Source organism: Pseudomonas pichavaramensis (genome assembly GCF_050473265.1).
In the GTDB taxonomy this organism is placed as follows: Bacteria; Pseudomonadota; Gammaproteobacteria; order Pseudomonadales; family Pseudomonadaceae; genus Aquipseudomonas.
Genome location: NZ_JBJKFJ010000002.1, coordinates 171,161 through 188,174 on the forward strand (window position 1 = coordinate 171,161; position 17,014 = coordinate 188,174).

General features: G+C 62.0%; 13 protein-coding genes. 11 read left to right on the forward strand and 2 right to left on the reverse strand.

The window, feature by feature from the left end; all coding sequences use genetic code 11:
- The first annotated feature begins 87 nt into the window (after positions 1-87).
- From xdhA to guaD, 4 genes are all read left to right on the forward strand, one after another.
- A complete protein-coding gene (xdhA, locus tag ACJRW5_RS04340; RefSeq protein ID WP_484569301.1) occupies positions 88-1,527 on the forward strand; it encodes a xanthine dehydrogenase small subunit in 1,440 nt (479 codons plus the stop codon).
- A gap of 62 nt (positions 1,528-1,589) precedes the next feature.
- Positions 1,590-3,986, forward strand: coding sequence for a xanthine dehydrogenase molybdopterin binding subunit (gene xdhB / locus ACJRW5_RS04345; RefSeq protein WP_484569302.1), 2,397 nt, complete (start codon positions 1,590-1,592; stop codon positions 3,984-3,986).
- A gap of 208 nt (positions 3,987-4,194) precedes the next feature.
- Entirely contained in the window at positions 4,195-5,028 is an 834-nt protein-coding gene (xdhC, locus tag ACJRW5_RS04350; protein ID WP_484569303.1) for a xanthine dehydrogenase accessory protein XdhC, read from the forward strand.
- Positions 5,029-5,139: 111 nt separating this feature from the next.
- The gene (guaD, locus tag ACJRW5_RS04355; RefSeq protein ID WP_484569304.1) at positions 5,140-6,441 is read left to right on the forward strand and encodes a guanine deaminase; all 1,302 of its coding nucleotides are present in this window, start codon (positions 5,140-5,142) and stop codon (positions 6,439-6,441) included.
- Between the two features lie 281 nt (positions 6,442-6,722).
- On the opposite strand, the gene ACJRW5_RS04360 is transcribed toward guaD, so the two are convergent.
- Entirely contained in the window at positions 6,723-7,490 is a 768-nt protein-coding gene (locus ACJRW5_RS04360) for a GntR family transcriptional regulator (protein WP_484569305.1), read from the reverse strand.
- 593 nt (positions 7,491-8,083) lie between these two features.
- Here ACJRW5_RS04360 and ACJRW5_RS04365 point away from each other — a divergent pair.
- The gene (locus ACJRW5_RS04365; RefSeq protein WP_484569306.1) at positions 8,084-9,424 is read left to right on the forward strand and encodes an NCS2 family permease; all 1,341 of its coding nucleotides are present in this window, start codon (positions 8,084-8,086) and stop codon (positions 9,422-9,424) included.
- Between the two features lie 406 nt (positions 9,425-9,830).
- On the opposite strand, the gene uraH is transcribed toward ACJRW5_RS04365, so the two are convergent.
- Entirely contained in the window at positions 9,831-10,184 is a 354-nt protein-coding gene (gene uraH / locus ACJRW5_RS04370) for a hydroxyisourate hydrolase (protein WP_484569307.1), read from the reverse strand.
- 402 nt (positions 10,185-10,586) lie between these two features.
- On the opposite strand from uraH, the gene puuE reads away from it, so the two are divergent.
- The 6 genes from puuE (at position 10,587) to ACJRW5_RS04400 (ending at position 16,761) form a co-directional block, all read left to right on the forward strand.
- Positions 10,587-11,513, forward strand: coding sequence for an allantoinase PuuE (gene puuE / locus ACJRW5_RS04375; RefSeq protein WP_484569308.1), 927 nt, complete (start codon positions 10,587-10,589; stop codon positions 11,511-11,513).
- 11 nt (positions 11,514-11,524) lie between these two features.
- Positions 11,525-12,040, forward strand: a complete 516-nt coding sequence (gene uraD, locus ACJRW5_RS04380) for a 2-oxo-4-hydroxy-4-carboxy-5-ureidoimidazoline decarboxylase (protein ID WP_484569309.1) — start codon at positions 11,525-11,527, stop codon at positions 12,038-12,040.
- Positions 12,041-12,084: 44 nt separating this feature from the next.
- Positions 12,085-12,588, forward strand: a complete 504-nt coding sequence (locus tag ACJRW5_RS04385; RefSeq protein WP_484569310.1) for an ureidoglycolate lyase — start codon at positions 12,085-12,087, stop codon at positions 12,586-12,588.
- Between the two features lie 47 nt (positions 12,589-12,635).
- Positions 12,636-13,931, forward strand: a complete 1,296-nt coding sequence (locus ACJRW5_RS04390) for a urate hydroxylase PuuD (RefSeq protein ID WP_484569311.1) — start codon at positions 12,636-12,638, stop codon at positions 13,929-13,931.
- A gap of 394 nt (positions 13,932-14,325) precedes the next feature.
- Positions 14,326-15,825, forward strand: coding sequence for a nucleobase:cation symporter-2 family protein (locus tag ACJRW5_RS04395; RefSeq protein WP_484569312.1), 1,500 nt, complete (start codon positions 14,326-14,328; stop codon positions 15,823-15,825).
- A 75-nt stretch (positions 15,826-15,900) separates the two neighbouring features.
- A complete protein-coding gene (locus ACJRW5_RS04400) occupies positions 15,901-16,761 on the forward strand; it encodes an outer membrane protein OmpK (protein ID WP_484569313.1) in 861 nt (286 codons plus the stop codon).
- The last annotated feature ends 253 nt before the right edge of the window (positions 16,762-17,014 follow it).

Here is a 17,014-nt window from a genome sequence, read left to right on the forward strand (position 1 = left end):
CATGGCAGCCCGCGCCAGGGCCCTGCAGTGCGTGCATCACCTGGCCAGCCAACCGAGTCATAACAATAAAGTGCCTGGAGGTCGTCCTTGATCCAGTTTTTACTCAACCGGGAGCTGCGTACCGAGCATGCCCTGGACCCCAACGTCACCGTGCTCAACTACCTGCGTGAACACGTCGGCAAGACCGGAACCAAGGAAGGCTGCGCCTCCGGCGACTGTGGCGCCTGCACCGTGGTGGTCGGCGAACTGGATGGCGAGCGCATCCGCTATCGCACCCTCAACTCGTGCCTGACCTTCGTCTCCAGCCTGCATGGCAAGCAACTGATCACCGTCGAAGACCTCAAGCACCAGGGCAAGCTGCACAGCGTGCAGCAGGCGATGGTCGACTGCCACGGCTCGCAGTGCGGTTTCTGCACCCCCGGCTTCATCATGTCGCTGTTTGCCCTGCAGAAGAACTCGGCCGGCTATGACAAGGGCGCCACGATGGAAGCCCTGGCCGGTAACCTGTGCCGCTGCACCGGCTACCGCCCGATCATCGACGCCGCCGAGCAGGCCTGCTGCCAGAAGCAGCCGGACCAGTTCGATGCCTTCGAGAGCGATACCGTCGCCCAGCTCAAGGCCATCACCCCGCGTGAAACCGCCGAACTCAACAGTGGCGACAAGCGCTGCCTGGTGCCGCTGACCGTGGCCGACCTGGCCGACCTCTACACCGCCAACCCCGAAGCGCGCCTGCTGGCGGGCGGCACCGACCTGGCCCTGGAAGTCACCCAGTTTCACCGTGAACTGCCGGTGATGATCTACGTCGGCCATATCGAAGACATGAAGCGCATCGAAGTGACCGATAGCGCCATCGAGATCGGCGCCGCCGCCGCGCTGTCCGACTGCTACGCAGCGCTGTCGCACGAATACCCGGACTTCGGCGAGCTGCTGCACCGCTTCGCCTCGCTGCAAATCCGCAACCAGGGCACCCTGGGTGGCAATATCGGCAACGCCTCGCCCATCGGCGACGCCCCGCCGCTGCTGATCGCCCTCGGTGCGCAGATCGCCCTGCGCCAGGGCAACACCCGACGCATCCTGCCGCTGCAGGAGTACTTCCTCGACTACAAGGTGACCGCGCGCCAGGAAGCCGAATTCATCGAGAAGATCATCGTGCCACGCAAGCAGGCGAACCAGGCGTTCCGCGCCTACAAGGTGTCCAAGCGCCTCGACGACGACATCTCCGCCGTCTGCGCGGCGTTCAACCTGACCATCGAAAACGGCGTGGTGACGGATGCGCGCATCGCCTTCGGCGGTATGGCCGCCATCCCCAAACGCGCCAGCGCCTGCGAAGCGGCCCTGGTCGGCTCGGCCTGGTATCCAGACGTGATCGAACGTGCCTGCGAGGCGCTGAGTGAAGACTTCACCCCGCTGTCGGATTTCCGCGCCAGCAAGGAATACCGCCTGCTCACTGCCCAGAACCTGCTGCGCAAGTTCTTCCTGGAACAGCAGTCACCCGAGATCGAAACCCGGGTTACCGCTTACGCGTAAGCGTGCAGTGAATTGATCCGCCGCCGGCCCGCCCGGCGGCATGCGAAGTTTTGGAGGCGAAGATGTCCAGTCATATCGAACACAAATCCCAGGAAGAGCTGGCCGCACTGTTTCGCGCCGGCATGACCAGCGGCGTGGGCCGCAGCGTCAAGCACGAGAGTGCGGACAAGCACGTATCCGGCGAAGCGGTCTATGTCGATGACCGCCTGGAATTCCCCAACCAGTTGCACATCTACGCGCGCCAGTCCGACCGTGCCCATGCGCGCATCGTGCGCATCGACACCCGACCCTGCTACGCGTTTCCGGGCGTGGCCATCGCCATCACCAAGGATGACGTCCCCGGCCAGCTGGATATCGGCCCGGTGGTCGCCGGCGACCCGCTGCTGGCCGACGACAAGGTCGAGTACGTCGGCCAGGTGGTGCTGGCAGTGGCCGCCGACAGCCTGGAAAACGCACGCAAGGCGGCGATGGCCGCCATCGTCGAATACGAAGACCTGGAGCCGGTGCTCGACGTGGTCGAGGCCTACCGCAAGCAGCACTTCGTACTCGCCAGTCACACCCACCGCATTGGCGACTCGGCCAGCAAACTGGCCAGCGCTCCGCGTCGCCTGCAGGGCACCCTGCATATCGGCGGCCAGGAGCACTTCTATCTGGAAACCCAGATTTCCTCGGTCATGCCCACCGAAGACGGCGGCATGCTGGTCTACACCTCGACGCAGAACCCCACCGAGGTGCAGAAGCTGGTCGCCGAAGTGCTCGGCGTGCCGATGAACAAAATCGTCATCGACATGCGTCGCATGGGCGGCGGTTTCGGCGGCAAGGAAACCCAGGCCGCTGGCCCGGCGTGCCTGTGCGCAGTGATCGCCCATCTCACCGGCCGGCCGACCAAGATGCGCCTGCCGCGCATGGAAGACATGAGCATGACCGGCAAGCGCCACCCCTTCTATGTCGAGTACGACGTTGGCTTCGATGACGATGGCCTGCTGCACGGCATCGAAATGGACCTGGCCGGCAACTGCGGCTACTCGCCGGACCTGTCCGGCTCCATCGTCGACCGCGCCATGTTCCACTCGGACAACGCCTACTTCCTCGGCAACGCCACCATCAACGGTCATCGTTGCAAGACCAACACCGCCTCGAACACCGCCTATCGCGGCTTCGGCGGCCCGCAGGGCATGGTCGCCATCGAGGAAGTGATGGACGCCGTCGCCCGCAGCCTGGGCAAGGACCCGCTGGAAGTGCGCAAGCGCAACTACTACGGCAAGACCGAGCGCAACGTCACCCACTACCACCAGACCGTCGAGCACAACGTCATCCACGAGATGACTGCCGAGCTGGAGGCAAGCTGCGAGTACGCCAAGCGCCGCGAGGAAATACGCGCCTTCAACGCCAAGAGCCCGGTGCTGAAGAAAGGCCTGGCCATGACCCCGGTTAAATTCGGCATCAGCTTCACCGCCACCTTCCTCAACCAGGCCGGCGCGCTGATCCATATCTACACCGACGGTTCGATCCACCTGAACCACGGCGGCACAGAGATGGGCCAGGGCCTCAACACCAAGGTCGCGCAGGTCGTGGCCGAGGTCTTCCAGGTCGATATCGGGCGTATCCAGATCACCGCCACCAACACAGACAAGGTGCCCAACACCTCCCCCACCGCCGCCTCCAGCGGCGCCGACCTCAACGGCATGGCGGCGAAGAATGCTGCCGAGACCATCAAGCAGCGCCTGGTGGACTTCCTGGTGCACGAATACAAGGTCACGCCGGAGGACATCGAGTTCAGCAATGGCCAGGTGCGCGTGCGCGACCACTTCCTGTCGTTCGAAGAGATGATCCAGAAGGCCTACTTCGGCCAAGTCTCGCTGTCTTCCACCGGCTTCTACCGCACGCCGAAGATCTACTACGACCGCGACAAGGCGGCCGGCCGCCCCTTCTATTACTACGCCTACGGCGTGGCCTGCGTGGAAGTGCTGGTGGACACCCTGACCGGCGAATACCGCATGTTGCGCGGCGACATCCTGCATGACGTCGGCGACTCGCTGAACCCGGCCATCGACATCGGCCAGGTCGAGGGCGCCTTCGTCCAGGGCATGGGCTGGCTGACCTGCGAGGAGCTGGTGTGGAACGCCAAGGGCAAACTGATGACCAACGGCCCGGCCAGCTACAAGATCCCGGCCATCGCCGACATGCCCATCGACCTGCGGGTGAAACTGGTGGAGAACCGCAAAAACCCGGAAGACACCGTGTTCCACTCCAAGGCCGTCGGCGAGCCGCCCTTCATGCTCGGCATCGCCGCCTGGTGCGCCCTCAAGGACGCCGTGGCCAGCCTGGCAGACTACAAGGTGCAGCCGCAGATCGACGCCCCGGCCACGCCCGAGCGCGTGCTCTGGGGGGTGGAGCAGATGCGCAAGCTGAAGGCTCAGGCCAAGGCTGCCAGCACTGCCGAGGTCGAACCTGCCTGATTCGTAGCCCGGATGAAATCCGAGGAACCCTGCCCCGGATTGCATCCGGGCTACGACCCAAAGCAAAGAGGTGTACAACAATGACAAGACACACCGAACCGAACACTCCACCCGCGCGCCCGGCACCGAAGCCGGTTCTCGAGCCTTCGCCGAGCAACTGGCGCCTGCCGCGCCCGGGACAGACCACGCCTTCCTGGAGGCTGAGCAAATGAGCTGGATCAGTGCCCTCGCCGACCTGCAAGACAAAGGTGAAGCCTGCGTGCTGGTGACCATCATCGAGGAGCGCGGCTCGACCCCGCGCAACGCCGGCTCGAAGATGGTGGTCACCGCCGAGCGCATCTTCGAAACCATCGGTGGCGGCCACCTGGAGTACAAGGCCATGCAGATGGCCCGTGAAATGCTCGAGAGTCGCACCCAGGACACCCGCCTGGAGCGCTTTTCCCTCGGCGCCAGCCTCGGCCAGTGCTGCGGCGGCGCCACCGTGCTGCTGTTCGAGCCGATGGGCCAGCCCCAGGCGCAGATCGCCGTGTTCGGCGCCGGCCATGTCGGCCGCGCGCTAGTGCCACTGCTCGCCAGCCTGCCGTGCAAGGTGCGCTGGATCGACTCGCGGGAAAACGAATTTCCCGAGCAGATCCCGGCCAACGTGCAGAAGATCGTCAACGACGAAGTGGTCGACGAAGTGGATAACATGCCGCCCGGCAGCTACTACATCGTCATGACCCACAACCACCAGCTCGACCTGGAACTGACCGCGGCAATCCTCAAACGCGGCGACTTCGCCTACTACGGCCTGATCGGTTCGAAGACCAAGCGCGTCAAGTTCGAACACCGCCTGCGCGAGCGTGGCTTCGAGGAGCCGCTCATGGCACGCATGCGCTGCCCGATGGGTCTGCCCGAGGTAAAGGGCAAGCTGCCAGTGGAGATCGCCGTCTCCATCGCCGGCGAGGTGATCGCCACCTATAACGCGAGCTTCGGCCAGGATGTGAAGAAAGGCGAATCCAGCGTTGCCAGGCTGCTGCCTAATTCGCGCCGCGCCCAGTAGGGTGCGCCGCGCGCACCAATAACACCGCATTGCCTGTGGTGCGCACAGCCTAGGCGGCCCCACGACACCCTACGCAGCTACACAGTGCCGCCCCCAATCGAGACGTAATAGATGACCAACAACCTCAAAGCCTACCGCGCCGCCATCCTGCACAGCCTTGCCGATCCGACCGTGGTCGGTGTGCAGCAGTCCTATCAGTACTTCGAGGACGGCATCCTGCTGATCGAAAATGGCAAAGTCGCCCAGGTTGGCGCTGCCGCCGAGCTGCTGCCGAAACTGGCCAGTGTCGAGGTGCAGCACTACCGCGATGCACTGATCACCCCCGGCTTCATCGACACTCACATCCACTACCCGCAGACCGGCATGATCGCCTCCTACGGCGAGCAGCTGCTGGACTGGCTCGAGACCTACACCTTCCCCACCGAGCAGCAGTTCGCCGACAAGGCCCACGCCAGCGATGTGGCGGCGATCTTCCTCAAGGAGCTGCTGCGCAACGGCACCACCACCGCCCTGGTGTTCGGCAGCGTGCACCCGCAGTCGGTGGATGCCTTCTTCGAGCAAGCCGACAAGCTCAACCTGCGCATGATCGCCGGCAAGGTGCTGATGGATCGCAACGCCCCGGACTACCTGACCGACACCGCAGAAAGCGGCTACGCCGAGAGCAAAGCACTGATCGAGCGCTGGCACCGCAAGGGCCGCCTGCACTACGCCGTCACCCCGCGCTTCGCCCCGACCAGCACGCCGCAGCAACTGGAGCTGGCCGGCAAGCTGCTGGGCGAGTACCCGGACCTGTACATGCACACCCACCTGTCCGAGAACCGCAAGGAGATCGAGTGGGTCAAGGAATTGTTTCCCGAGCGCAAGGGTTACCTGGACGTCTACGATCACCACAAGCTGATCGGCCCGCGCGCCGTGTTCGCCCACGGCGTGCACCTGTGCGACGAGGAGTGCCAGCGCCTGGCCGAAACCGGCTCGGCAGTGGCCTTCTGCCCGACCTCCAACCTGTTCCTGGGCAGCGGCCTGTTCGACCTGAACAAGCTGGAAGCCCATGGCGTGCGCGTCGGGCTGGGCACGGACGTCGGCGCCGGCACCAGCTTCAGCCAGCTGCAGTCGCTGAACGAGGCGTACAAGATCATGCAGCTGCAGGGCAAGAAGCTCGACCCGTTCAAGTCTTTGTACCTGGCCACCCTGGGCGGCGCCAACGCGCTGTATCTGGACGACAAGCTGGGCAACTTCCTGCCCGGCAAGGACGCCGACTTCCTGGTGCTGGACTACAACGCCACACCGCTGATCAGCTACCGCATTCAGCAGGCTCGGAGCCTGGAAGAGCGCCTGTTCGCCCTGACCATGCTCGGTGATGACCGCGCGGTGAAGGAAACATTCGCCGCCGGTGTATCGGTGCACCAGCGCTAAGCGCGGGGTGTGCCGCGCGATCCACGGGCTGACGTAGGGTGCGCCGCGCGCACCAAGGGCCGCCGGGAGTTGCGGCTGACAGGGTGGATGTCGCTTTTGCATTAACCAAAGCGATGGATCGATAAAGCGCGATCCACCCGGAAGAAACATCAACCCTTCCCAGGTCGAGCACCATGGCCAATTTCACGTGGCCATGGTGCGCACGGCGCACCCTACCGCGCTGAATACGAAAAAGCCCCGATGCGCGAACATCGGGGCTTTTCCGTATCCAGCGCAACCAGTCAGCGATTGGCTGCGCTGCGGCCAGGCTTCTTCTTGGTCTGCAGCAGATGCGAGAACACTGCGTGCAGGTCATCCGAGGCGCTTTCCTCGTCCAGGTTCAGCTTGCTGTCGATATGGTCCATGTGGTGCATCATCAACTGCACCGCACGCTCGGCATCGCGCGCCTCGATGGCGTCGATCAACTGGTTGTGCTCGTCATACGAGCAATGCGAGCGGCTGCCGCTTTCGTACTGGGCGATGATCAGCGAAGTCTGCGACACCAGGCTGCGCTGGAAGCTCACCAGCGGCGCGTTACGCGCGGCCTCGGCCAGCTTCAGGTGGAACTCGCCGGACAGGCGGATGCCGGCGCCACGATCACCACGGGAGAAGCTGTCCTGCTCGTCCTTGACCATCTGCCGCAGCTCGGCCAGCTGTTCTGCCGTGGCGTGTTCGACGGCCAGCTCGGTGATCGCACGCTCGACCAGTCGGCGTGCGTAGAAGATCTGCCGCGCTTCCTCGACGCTGGGACTGGCCACCACCGCACCGCGATTCGGCCGCAGCAGCACCACCCCTTCATGGGCCAGACGCGACAGGGCGCGGCGAATGATGGTGCGACTGACACCGAAGATCTCGCCCAGAGCCTCTTCGCTCAGCTTGGTGCCTGGCGCCAGGCGCTGCTCAAGGATGGCATCGAAGATATGGGCATATACGACATCGTCCTGAGTCCCGCTACGGCTGCTCTTGCCCGCACGCGGCTGCTTCTTCAGTGGCTGTAATTGATCGTTCATTCTGGCTCGCGTCAATGAGAGTCGGCGACACTGCGACTCTACTGTGTTCTACCCGGTAGCTGACAAGCGCCGAGCGAAAAAACATCAGAAAAAAATTGGGGCAATTGTACACAAATCAATCAGCCACTACACCATGCGTTGTCTGATGTCATAGGTGGCAGTTGTCAGTTCACCACCCTGACTTCGAGCGCAGACGACAAATTCTTTCCTTATATATAGCTACCTTTTCAGTTCATAAGCAGCTAACAGCTTTTCACGATCGAAGTATCGGCGCATGCACGGTTGCTGACAGCAAACCCGCATAAAACCTATCTCATTGTTTTTTAATATCTTTCACTCCCTAGACAAGAGAATTGTCGCCCAATCCGTTCGTATTCGGGCTAGGCCGGCCGACTGGTGCGATTAACGCAACATTAAAAACATTAATTGCATTTTTTGTATACAACAGCATAATCGCGCCTGAGTGACTTCTTGACCGCTCGGTCAACAACTTAGCCAGGAAGCACTGCCGAGAACACCGCCTGCCTCAGAGAGCATTGTCCTTGCGCAACGCTCTGGGCGGTACACAACAAGAGAGATGAGGAGTACCCGCTGTGGAAAGCGTCAAACAAGAACAACACGCGACTCAACTGGCAAGAGGTGGCCTGCTCGACCGCTTCTTCAAACTGACCGAGCACCGCACCACCATCAAGACCGAGCTGATCGCTGGCGTGACCACCTTCGTCACCATGGCCTACATCATCTTCGTCAACCCCAACATCATGGCCAGCGCCGGCATCGACCATGGCGCCGCCTTCGTCGCCACCTGCATCGGCGCGGCGCTGGGCTGTTTCCTGATGGGGCTGTACGCCAACTGGCCTGTCGGCCTGGCACCCGGCATGGGCCTGAACGCCTTCTTCACCTACACGGTCGTCGGTGAAATGGGCTACAGCTGGCAGATCGCTCTGGGCGCGGTCTTCATCTCCGGCGTGCTGTTCATGATCATGAGCCTGTCGAAGATCCGCGAGTGGCTGCTCAACAGCATTCCCATGAGCCTGCGCTTCGCCATGGGTGCCGGGGTTGGCCTGTTCCTCGGCCTGATCGGCCTGAAGACCGCCGGCATCGTCGTCGACAGCCCGGCCACGCTGCTGACCATGGGCTCGTTCGGCAACCCGTCGGCGCTGCTCGCCGCCGTGTGCTTCCTGCTGATCGCCGTGCTCAGCCACCGCAACGTGTTCGGCGCCATCCTCTTCAGCATGCTCGGCGTCACCGCCCTGGGCTGGGCCCTGGGCCTGGTCGAGTACGGCGGCCTGGTATCGATGCCGCCGAGCCTGGCCCCGACCTTCCTGGCCATGGACATCGCTGGCGCGTTCAACGTGGCGATGATCAGCGTGATCCTCGCGTTCCTCTTCGTGAACATGTTCGACACCGCCGGCACGCTGATGGGCGTGGCGCATCGTGCCCACCTGGTGGACGAGGACGGCAAGATCCAGAACCTGTCCAAGGCCCTGAAAGCCGACTCCACCTCCAGCGTGATCGGCGCCATGGTCGGTTGCCCGCCCGTGACCAGCTACGTGGAGAGCGCCTCCGGCGTCGCCGCGGGTGGCCGCACCGGCCTGACCGCCATTACCGTCGGCATCCTCTTTCTCGCCGCGATGTTCTTCGCCCCGCTGGCCGGCATGATCCCCGCCTACGCCACCGCCGGCGCGCTGATCTACGTGGCGATGCTGATGATGAGCGGCATGGCGCACATCGACTGGAAGGACCATACCGACACCATCCCCGCCATCGTCACCGTGGTGATGATGCCGCTGACCTTCTCCATCGCCAACGGCATCGCCCTGGGCTTTCTCACCTACGCCACGCTGAAGCTGCTGACCGGCCAGCGCGAGAAGGTGTCGCTGAGCCTGTACGTGCTGTGCGTGATCTTCATCGCCAAGTTCGCCTTTCTCTGACGGCAGACGCTGCGCATTGATCGAAGCCCCGGCCATGTGCCGGGGCTTTGCGTTTGGCCCGATAGCGAAAGGCAGACACGCAAGCGTGTTGCCAGCCCATTCCCGGATTGCATCCGGGCACATGCCCGGTAGGGTGCGCCGTGCGCACCGAGTCTGCATCCGGCCCGTGCAACGCGTCGAACCCGGTGCGCACGGCGCCACCTACGAAGGGACCCGCAACACGCCCCTGAAACGCACGCAAAAAACTTCCGGGAGAAGTTTTTGACGTCGCGCAGCGACGGCCCGCAGGGTGGCCGCCAGGGATGGCAGGCCACAAAAAAAGCCCGCAGTGTGAGCGGGCGTAAGGACTCAAACGAGTCTGGGGGGTGACAAGCATTCGTCTGGCAGGCAGTCGCCCGCCAGTCACTCAGCTACCGCGGTAGGTGGAGTAGCTGTAGGGGGAAATAAGCAGCGGCACGTGGTAGTGCTCCTGGCCGGCGTCGATGCCGAAGCGCAGCACGACCACGTCGAGGAAGGCCGTGTCAGGCAGCTCCACGCCACGCGCACGGTAGTAGTCACCAGCATGGAAATGCAGCTGATAAACGCCCGTGCGGTAATCATCACCCTGCAGTACCGGCGCATCGCAACGGCCATCGTGGTTGGTGGTCACGCTGTTGATCAGCTGCAGCTGCGCGCCGTCGACGCGGTACAGCTCGACCTTGATATCACTCCCCGGGCAACCGTGTGCGGCGTCCAGTACATGCGTAGTCAAACGTCCCATGGGTCTCGGATGCCCGTTGCGCACAGCGCCAGACGGACACCACACCTCCTCTATTCTGTTGAAATCGGTTCGTCGCAATGCTCCGACGCGCTGGCAGGATAGCATGCAGGGAAAATATAAAACACTTTAAACAAATATTGTACACAATAAATTTGACCATCTTGCCAATAATGCACCAAACCGGGTCACCACTCACATCATCATAAGCCAGGAAACGCGGTGCACTTGACTGGAATTACTGGCCATCTGGTCAATTTCCTCAATGATGACTGCCGCGAAGAAAATGCTGAAAAGTCGATTTACAAACGGCAAACAACTTTGTATACAATTAGCCATCCCGGTCGCGTAGCCATCAATTACCCGCCACGCAATGACCGCAACGCTCCAGATAGGAAGACTGCAGTGAACGCTGATTACCCACGCGATCTGATCGGCTACGGCGCCAACCCACCCCATCCGCACTGGCCGGGCGATGCCCGTATCGCCCTGTCCTTCGTGCTCAATTACGAGGAAGGCGGCGAACGCAACATCCTGCATGGGGACAAGGAATCCGAAGCCTTCCTCTCCGAGATGGTCGCCGCCCAGCCACTGCAGGGCCAGCGCAACCTGTGCATGGAGTCGCTCTACGAATACGGTAGCCGCGCTGGCGTCTGGCGCCTGCTCGAATTGTTCAGGAAGCACGACATTCCGCTGACCATTTTCGCCGTGGCCATGGCCGCCCAGCGTCACCCTGAGGTGATCAAGCAGATGGTCGCCGCCGGTCACGAGATATGCAGCCACGGCTACCGCTGGATCGACTACCAGAACCTGGACGAAGCCACCGAGCGCGAGCACATGTTCGAGGCCATCCGCATCCTCACTGAACTGACCGGCGAGCGCCCGCTGGGCTGGTACACCGGCCGCCTGGGCCCGAACACCCGTCGCATCGTGCGTGAGGAAGGCGGCTTTCTCTACGACTCCGACACCTACGACGATGACCTGCCCTATTGGGACCCGGCCAGCACCGCCGAGAAGCCGCACCTGGTGATTCCCTACACCCTGGACACCAACGACATGCGCTTCACCCAGGTGCAGGGCTTCAACAAGGGCGACGACTTCTTCGAATACCTCAAGGACGCCTTCGACGTGCTTTATGCCGAGGGCGAAGCCGGCGCGCCGAAGATGCTGTCGATCGGCATGCATTGCCGCCTGCTTGGCCGCCCCGCCCGCCTGGCCTCACTGGCGCGCTTCATCGAGTACGTCAAAAGCCATGACAAGGTCTGGTGTGCCCGCCGTGTTGACATCGCCAGGCACTGGCACGCCACCCACCCTTTCCGCGCGACCGAATGAGAGAGCCGCACATGAGCCGTTTCCAGACCCTGACCCCTTCCCAGCTGAGCCGCGAAGAATTCGTCGCTGCCTTCGCCGATATCTACGAGCACTCGCCCTGGGTGGCCGAGAAGGCGTACGACCTCGGCCTGGACGAAAGCGTCGACGACATCGACGGGCTGCAACAGCGCATGGCGGACATCCTCCTGTCAGCCAGCCATGAGGCCCAGTTGGCGTTGATCAACGCTCACCCGGATCTGGCCGGCAAGGCCGCTGTACGCGGTGAGCTGACCGCCTCCAGCACCGCCGAGCAGTCCGGCGCCGGCATTCATGAGTGCTCCGCCGAGGAGTTCGCCCGCTTCACCGAGCTCAACGACACCTACAAGGCGAAGTTCGGCTTTCCCTTCATCAAGGCCGTCAAGGGCAGTAACCGCCATCAGATCCTGGCCGCCTTCGAGGAGCGTATTCACAACACGCCGGAGCAGGAGTTCGCCACCGCCCTGGCCGAGATCAACAAGATCGCCCTTTTCCGTCTGCAGCAGCTTTAAGCCTGTAGCAGCCCCGACAATCGAACAGAACAAGTAGAACAGCCATGCGTAGCCTGACCATCGAGCCCCTGAGCAAAGAAGCCTTCGCCCCTTTCGGTGACGTGATCGAAACTGACGGCAGCGATTTCTTCATGATCAACAACGGCTCCACCCGCCGCTATCACAAGCTGGCCAGCGTGGAGACGGCGCAGCCGGAGGATCAGGCCATCATCAGCATCTTCAGCGCCGAGGCGCTCGAGATGCCGCTGACCATTCGCATGCTGGAGCGCCATCCGCTGGGCAGCCAGGCCTTTATCCCGCTGCTCGGCAACCCCTTTCTGATCGTGGTCGCGCCACTTGGCGATGTACCTGTATCAGGGTCCGTCCGTGCCTTCCTCAGCAATGGCAGGCAGGGCGTCAATTACCATCGCGGCGTCTGGCACCACCCGGTGCTGACGATCGAAAAGCGGGATGACTTCCTGGTGGTTGATCGCAGTGGTTCCGGTAACAACTGCGATGAGCATTTCTTCAATGAGGACGAGCGCCTTCTCCTCAATCCCCACCAATAAGAGAAGCCCGGGGCTGGCGTGCCTCCCCCGGGGAAGAGGTACGAATCGTGGAAGCACATTTCACCGAATGGCTAAATCTTGGCATCCGCTGGATCCATATGATCACCGGCATCGCCTGGATCGGCGCATCTTTCTATTTCGTCTGGCTGGAGAACAACCTCAACCGTAGCAACCCACGCGAGGGCCTGTCGGGCGACCTCTGGGCGATTCACGGCGGCGGTATCTACCACCTGGAAAAGTACAAGCTGGCCCCACCGAAAATGCCGGAGAACCTGCACTGGTTCAAATGGGAGGCCTATTTCACCTGGCTGTCGGGCGTCGCCCTGCTGCTGGTAGTGTATTACCTCAACCCCAGCCTGTATTTGGTCAAGCCAGGCGTCGATCTGGCACCGGCTGCCGCCATCGCCATCGGCCTCGGCTCCATGGCCGTCAGCTATGTGATCTATCACTTCCTCTGCGATTCACCACTGGGCAAGCGCCCGGCCCTGCTCGGCGCCGTGCTGTTCGTGCTGATCATCGCCGCCGCCTATGGTTTCAACCACATCTTCAGCGGTCGTGCCTCATACATCCATGTCGGCGCCATCATCGGCACCATCATGGTCGGCAACGTGTTCTTCACCATCATGCCGGCGCAGCGCGCACTGGTTAAGGCCATCGAAACCAACACCACGCCCGACCCGCTGCTACCCGCCAAAGGCCTGCTGCGTTCGCGTCACAACAACTATTTCACCCTGCCGGTGCTGTTCATCATGATCAGCAACCACTTCCCGAGCACCTATGGCAGCCAGTACAACTGGGCGATTCTGGCCGGTATCGCAATTCTGGCCGTGCTGGTGCGTCACTACTTCAACACCCGCCACGACAGCAGCAAGTATGTCTGGACCCTACCGGCCGCTGCCCTGGGCATGATCTGCCTGGCCTACGTCACTTCGCCAGCGAACCGCGCACCCGCAGCAGCCCCGGTAGCGGCTGTGGAACAACCGGCAATCAGCCAGCCCCAGAGCAAGACGGAAGAGGTAACGAGCAGCCAGCCAGACGCTAATGAAAATGCGGCCCCGACGACAGACGCAGCGGTGGCGGGCACCGACTTCAGCAAGGTTGAAAGCGTGATCCACGAGCGCTGCACTGTGTGCCATTCGGCCAGCCCGACCAGCCCGATGTTCAGCGCCGCACCGGCCGGCTTCATGCTCGACACCCCGGAGCAGATGAAAGCCCAGGCCGCGAAGATCCAGGCGCAGAGCGTGGCCTCGCAGATCATGCCATTGGGCAATATCACCCAGATGACCCAGGACGAGCGCGACCTGATCGGCAGCTGGATTGCCAAGGGCGCGCAGATCAACTGATTGCCACACGTGTCGCGCCTGAGTCTGGGCGCGGCATCTTTTTACACTCAAGAACCGCCGGCAGCGCGAGCTGACCGGTGGTTCTTTTTTTTGTGCACAATCCATAAATAAATTGTTTTTAACCATGTCCACATGTTGCTATAGTCGCCACATCCTGACCACTTAGACAACTTTCTAGCAGCCAGGAAAGAGGTGCCGTGAAGCCTCGTGTAAGAACCTGTGCAAAGTCTCGCGAGCTAGAGCAATGCAAGACGAAAACAGGCGAGGACGCAGAGTTTACGAGTTGTAAATGAGCAGTCCGAGCCTGTTTTTAACGCAGCAGTGCCGACGCGCAGCAGACTTTGAACACGTTCTAAGCCCATGACCGTATAAAAACAAAATGGCAGGCTATGACATGACCACAAACAGCAACGCCCCCACCCCAGCTGCGCCTACCGGCAACAGCGACCTGATCTACCAGTTGGATGACACCCCCGCTTTCGCCCCCGCCATCTTCGCGGCACTGCAACACGTGCTGGCCAGCTTCGTCGGCATCATCACCCCGACCCTGATCGTCGGCAGCGCACTGGGCCTCGGTGCCCACGTGCCTTATCTGGTGAGCATGGCACTGTTCGTTTCCGGCCTCGGCACCTTCGTCCAGGCCAAACGCATCGGCCCGGTGGGCTCCGGCCTGCTGTGCCTGCAAGGCACCAGCTTCGGCTTCCTCAGCGTGATTCTCAGCGCTGGCTTCATCGTCAAAGGGCGCGGCGCCAGCGAGGAGGAAATACTCGCCACGCTATTCGGCATCTGTTTCTGCGCTGCCTTCGTCGAAATCGCCTTCAGCCAGTTCATCAACAAGCTGCGCAAGGTCATCACGCCTGTAGTCACCGGCACCATCATCAGCCTGATGGGACTGTCGCTGATCAAGGTCGGCATGACCGATCTGGCCGGCGGCTATGGCGCTGCCGATCTCGGCGCGCTGCACCATCTGGCGCTGGGCGGCCTGGTGCTGGGTACCATCGTCCTGCTCAACCGCGCGCCGTCACAGGTGCTGCGCCTGTCGGCCGTGATCATCGGCCTGACCCTGGGCTTCGCAGTGGCCTGGTTCACCGGTCGGGTGGACTTCGCCAACATGGCCGAGGTACCGCTGATCAGCGTGCCGCAACCGTTCAAGTACGGCTTCGGCTTCGACTGGATCGCCTTCGTGCCCATCGCCGTGATCTTCCTGATCACCCCGCTGGAAACCGCTGGCGACCTGACAGCCAACTCGATCATCTCAAAGCAGCCGGTCAAGGGCCCGCTGTACATTCGCCGGATCAAATCCGGAGTGTTGGCCGACGGCTGCAATTCTGCGGTCGCCGCCATGTTCAACAGCCTGCCGATGACCACCTTCAGCCAGAACAACGGGGTGATCCAACTCACCGGCGTGGCCAGCCGTCATGTGGCCTTCTATATCGCCAGCATCCTCATCCTGCTGGGGCTGTTCCCGGCGGTCGGCGCCGTGCTGCAACTGATGCCCAAGCCGGTACTCGGTGGCGCCACGTTGATCATGTTCGGCACCGTGGCAGTCGCCGGCATCAAGATTCTCAGTGAAGCCGGCCTGCACCGCCGCAACGTGCTGATCGTCGCCATCTCTCTGGGCCTTGGCCTGGGTGTGGCCGGCGTGCCGGAGGTGTTGTCGCACATGCCGGACGTACTGAAGAACATCTTCGGCTCACCGATCACCATCGGAGCCTTCAGCGCCATTGCGTTGAACATCTTCCTGCCCGACGACCAGCAGGAAGTGGAAGAAGACGACTACGACCCGGAGGCGCACCTGCACACCGTGCTGCAGAACCGCCAGGACGAAAGCGTCGACGAGAGCAGCCGCAACAGCCTACGCCGCGACCTGACCCCGGACGCGCGCACCAGCTAAGCACGACATAACGATCCACTCCCGGCAGTCCCTGCCGGGAGGCACCTGCTTGCACCTCAAAAACAAGGAAAACCAATGAAACTCAAGCATCTGCCTCACTGCCTCGCCCTCTCTGTCGGACTGTTCTCCGGTCAGCAGGCGCTCGCCGGCGACCTGCTCCACTGGCAGGACAACAGCCTGTCCTATCTGTACGGCGAAAACTTCCAGCGCATGAACTTCAACGGCGAAGAGCAGCGCACCCAGACCACCGTCACCTTCGAGCATGCCAGCGGCTGGGCCTGGGGCGACATCTTCTACTTCCTCGACTACATCCGTACCGACAACGTGCAGACGCGCGGCAGCTTCGACAACGGCAGCTTCCGCCAGCACGACAAGGATTCCTTCTATTACATGGAGTTCTCGCCACGCATCAGCCTGAGCTGGCTGACCGGGCAGAAACTGTCCGCAGGCCCCATCAAGGATGTTTTCGCTGCCTTCACCTATGAGAAAGGCAACGGCGGCCCTGGGCCGGAAAACTATCTGTATGGCGTTGGCCTGGACTGGGATGTACCCGGCTTCAACTATTTCAAGACCAATCTCTATCAGGTCAAGATCAACAACCACACCTTCTTCGCCGACGCAGGCAGCAACGGCTACGCCACCCAGCTGACGGTGAGCGCAGCCTACCCGTTCAGCCTGGGTGAACAGGACTTCCTGGTGGATGGTTTCGTCGACTGGCGTTCGCCGTCGCGTGATGCCGGCACCCAGACCTCGGTCGGCTCCTCGATCCAGGTCAAGTGGGATGCGGGCAAGGCGCTGTTCGGCAAGGAGCGCCAGCTCTACGTTGGCACCGAAGTGAACATGTGGCGCGCCAAGTACGGCGTAAGACCCGTAGACGGCTCGGGAGATCGTTTCGATCAAACCGCGGTACAGGCGCTGGTCAAATACCACTTCTGACCGATGCCACAACGCACTTGGCCGGCGTCGGTAGGGACGGCGACCAGGTAAAAGGGGGATGGGCGTTCGCGCCATCCCCCTTTTTTTTCAGAACAACACCTTGCACGCACCAGATGAGAGCCACAAGGCAGATCAAGGCACTACATCGGTGCGCAACTAATGACCAATACTCCGCCTTTCAATCAATGACTTGCAATCACAACACTGACCAATAGGTCAAGTTTTTGAGCACAATAATTTAATTTTTTGTGTT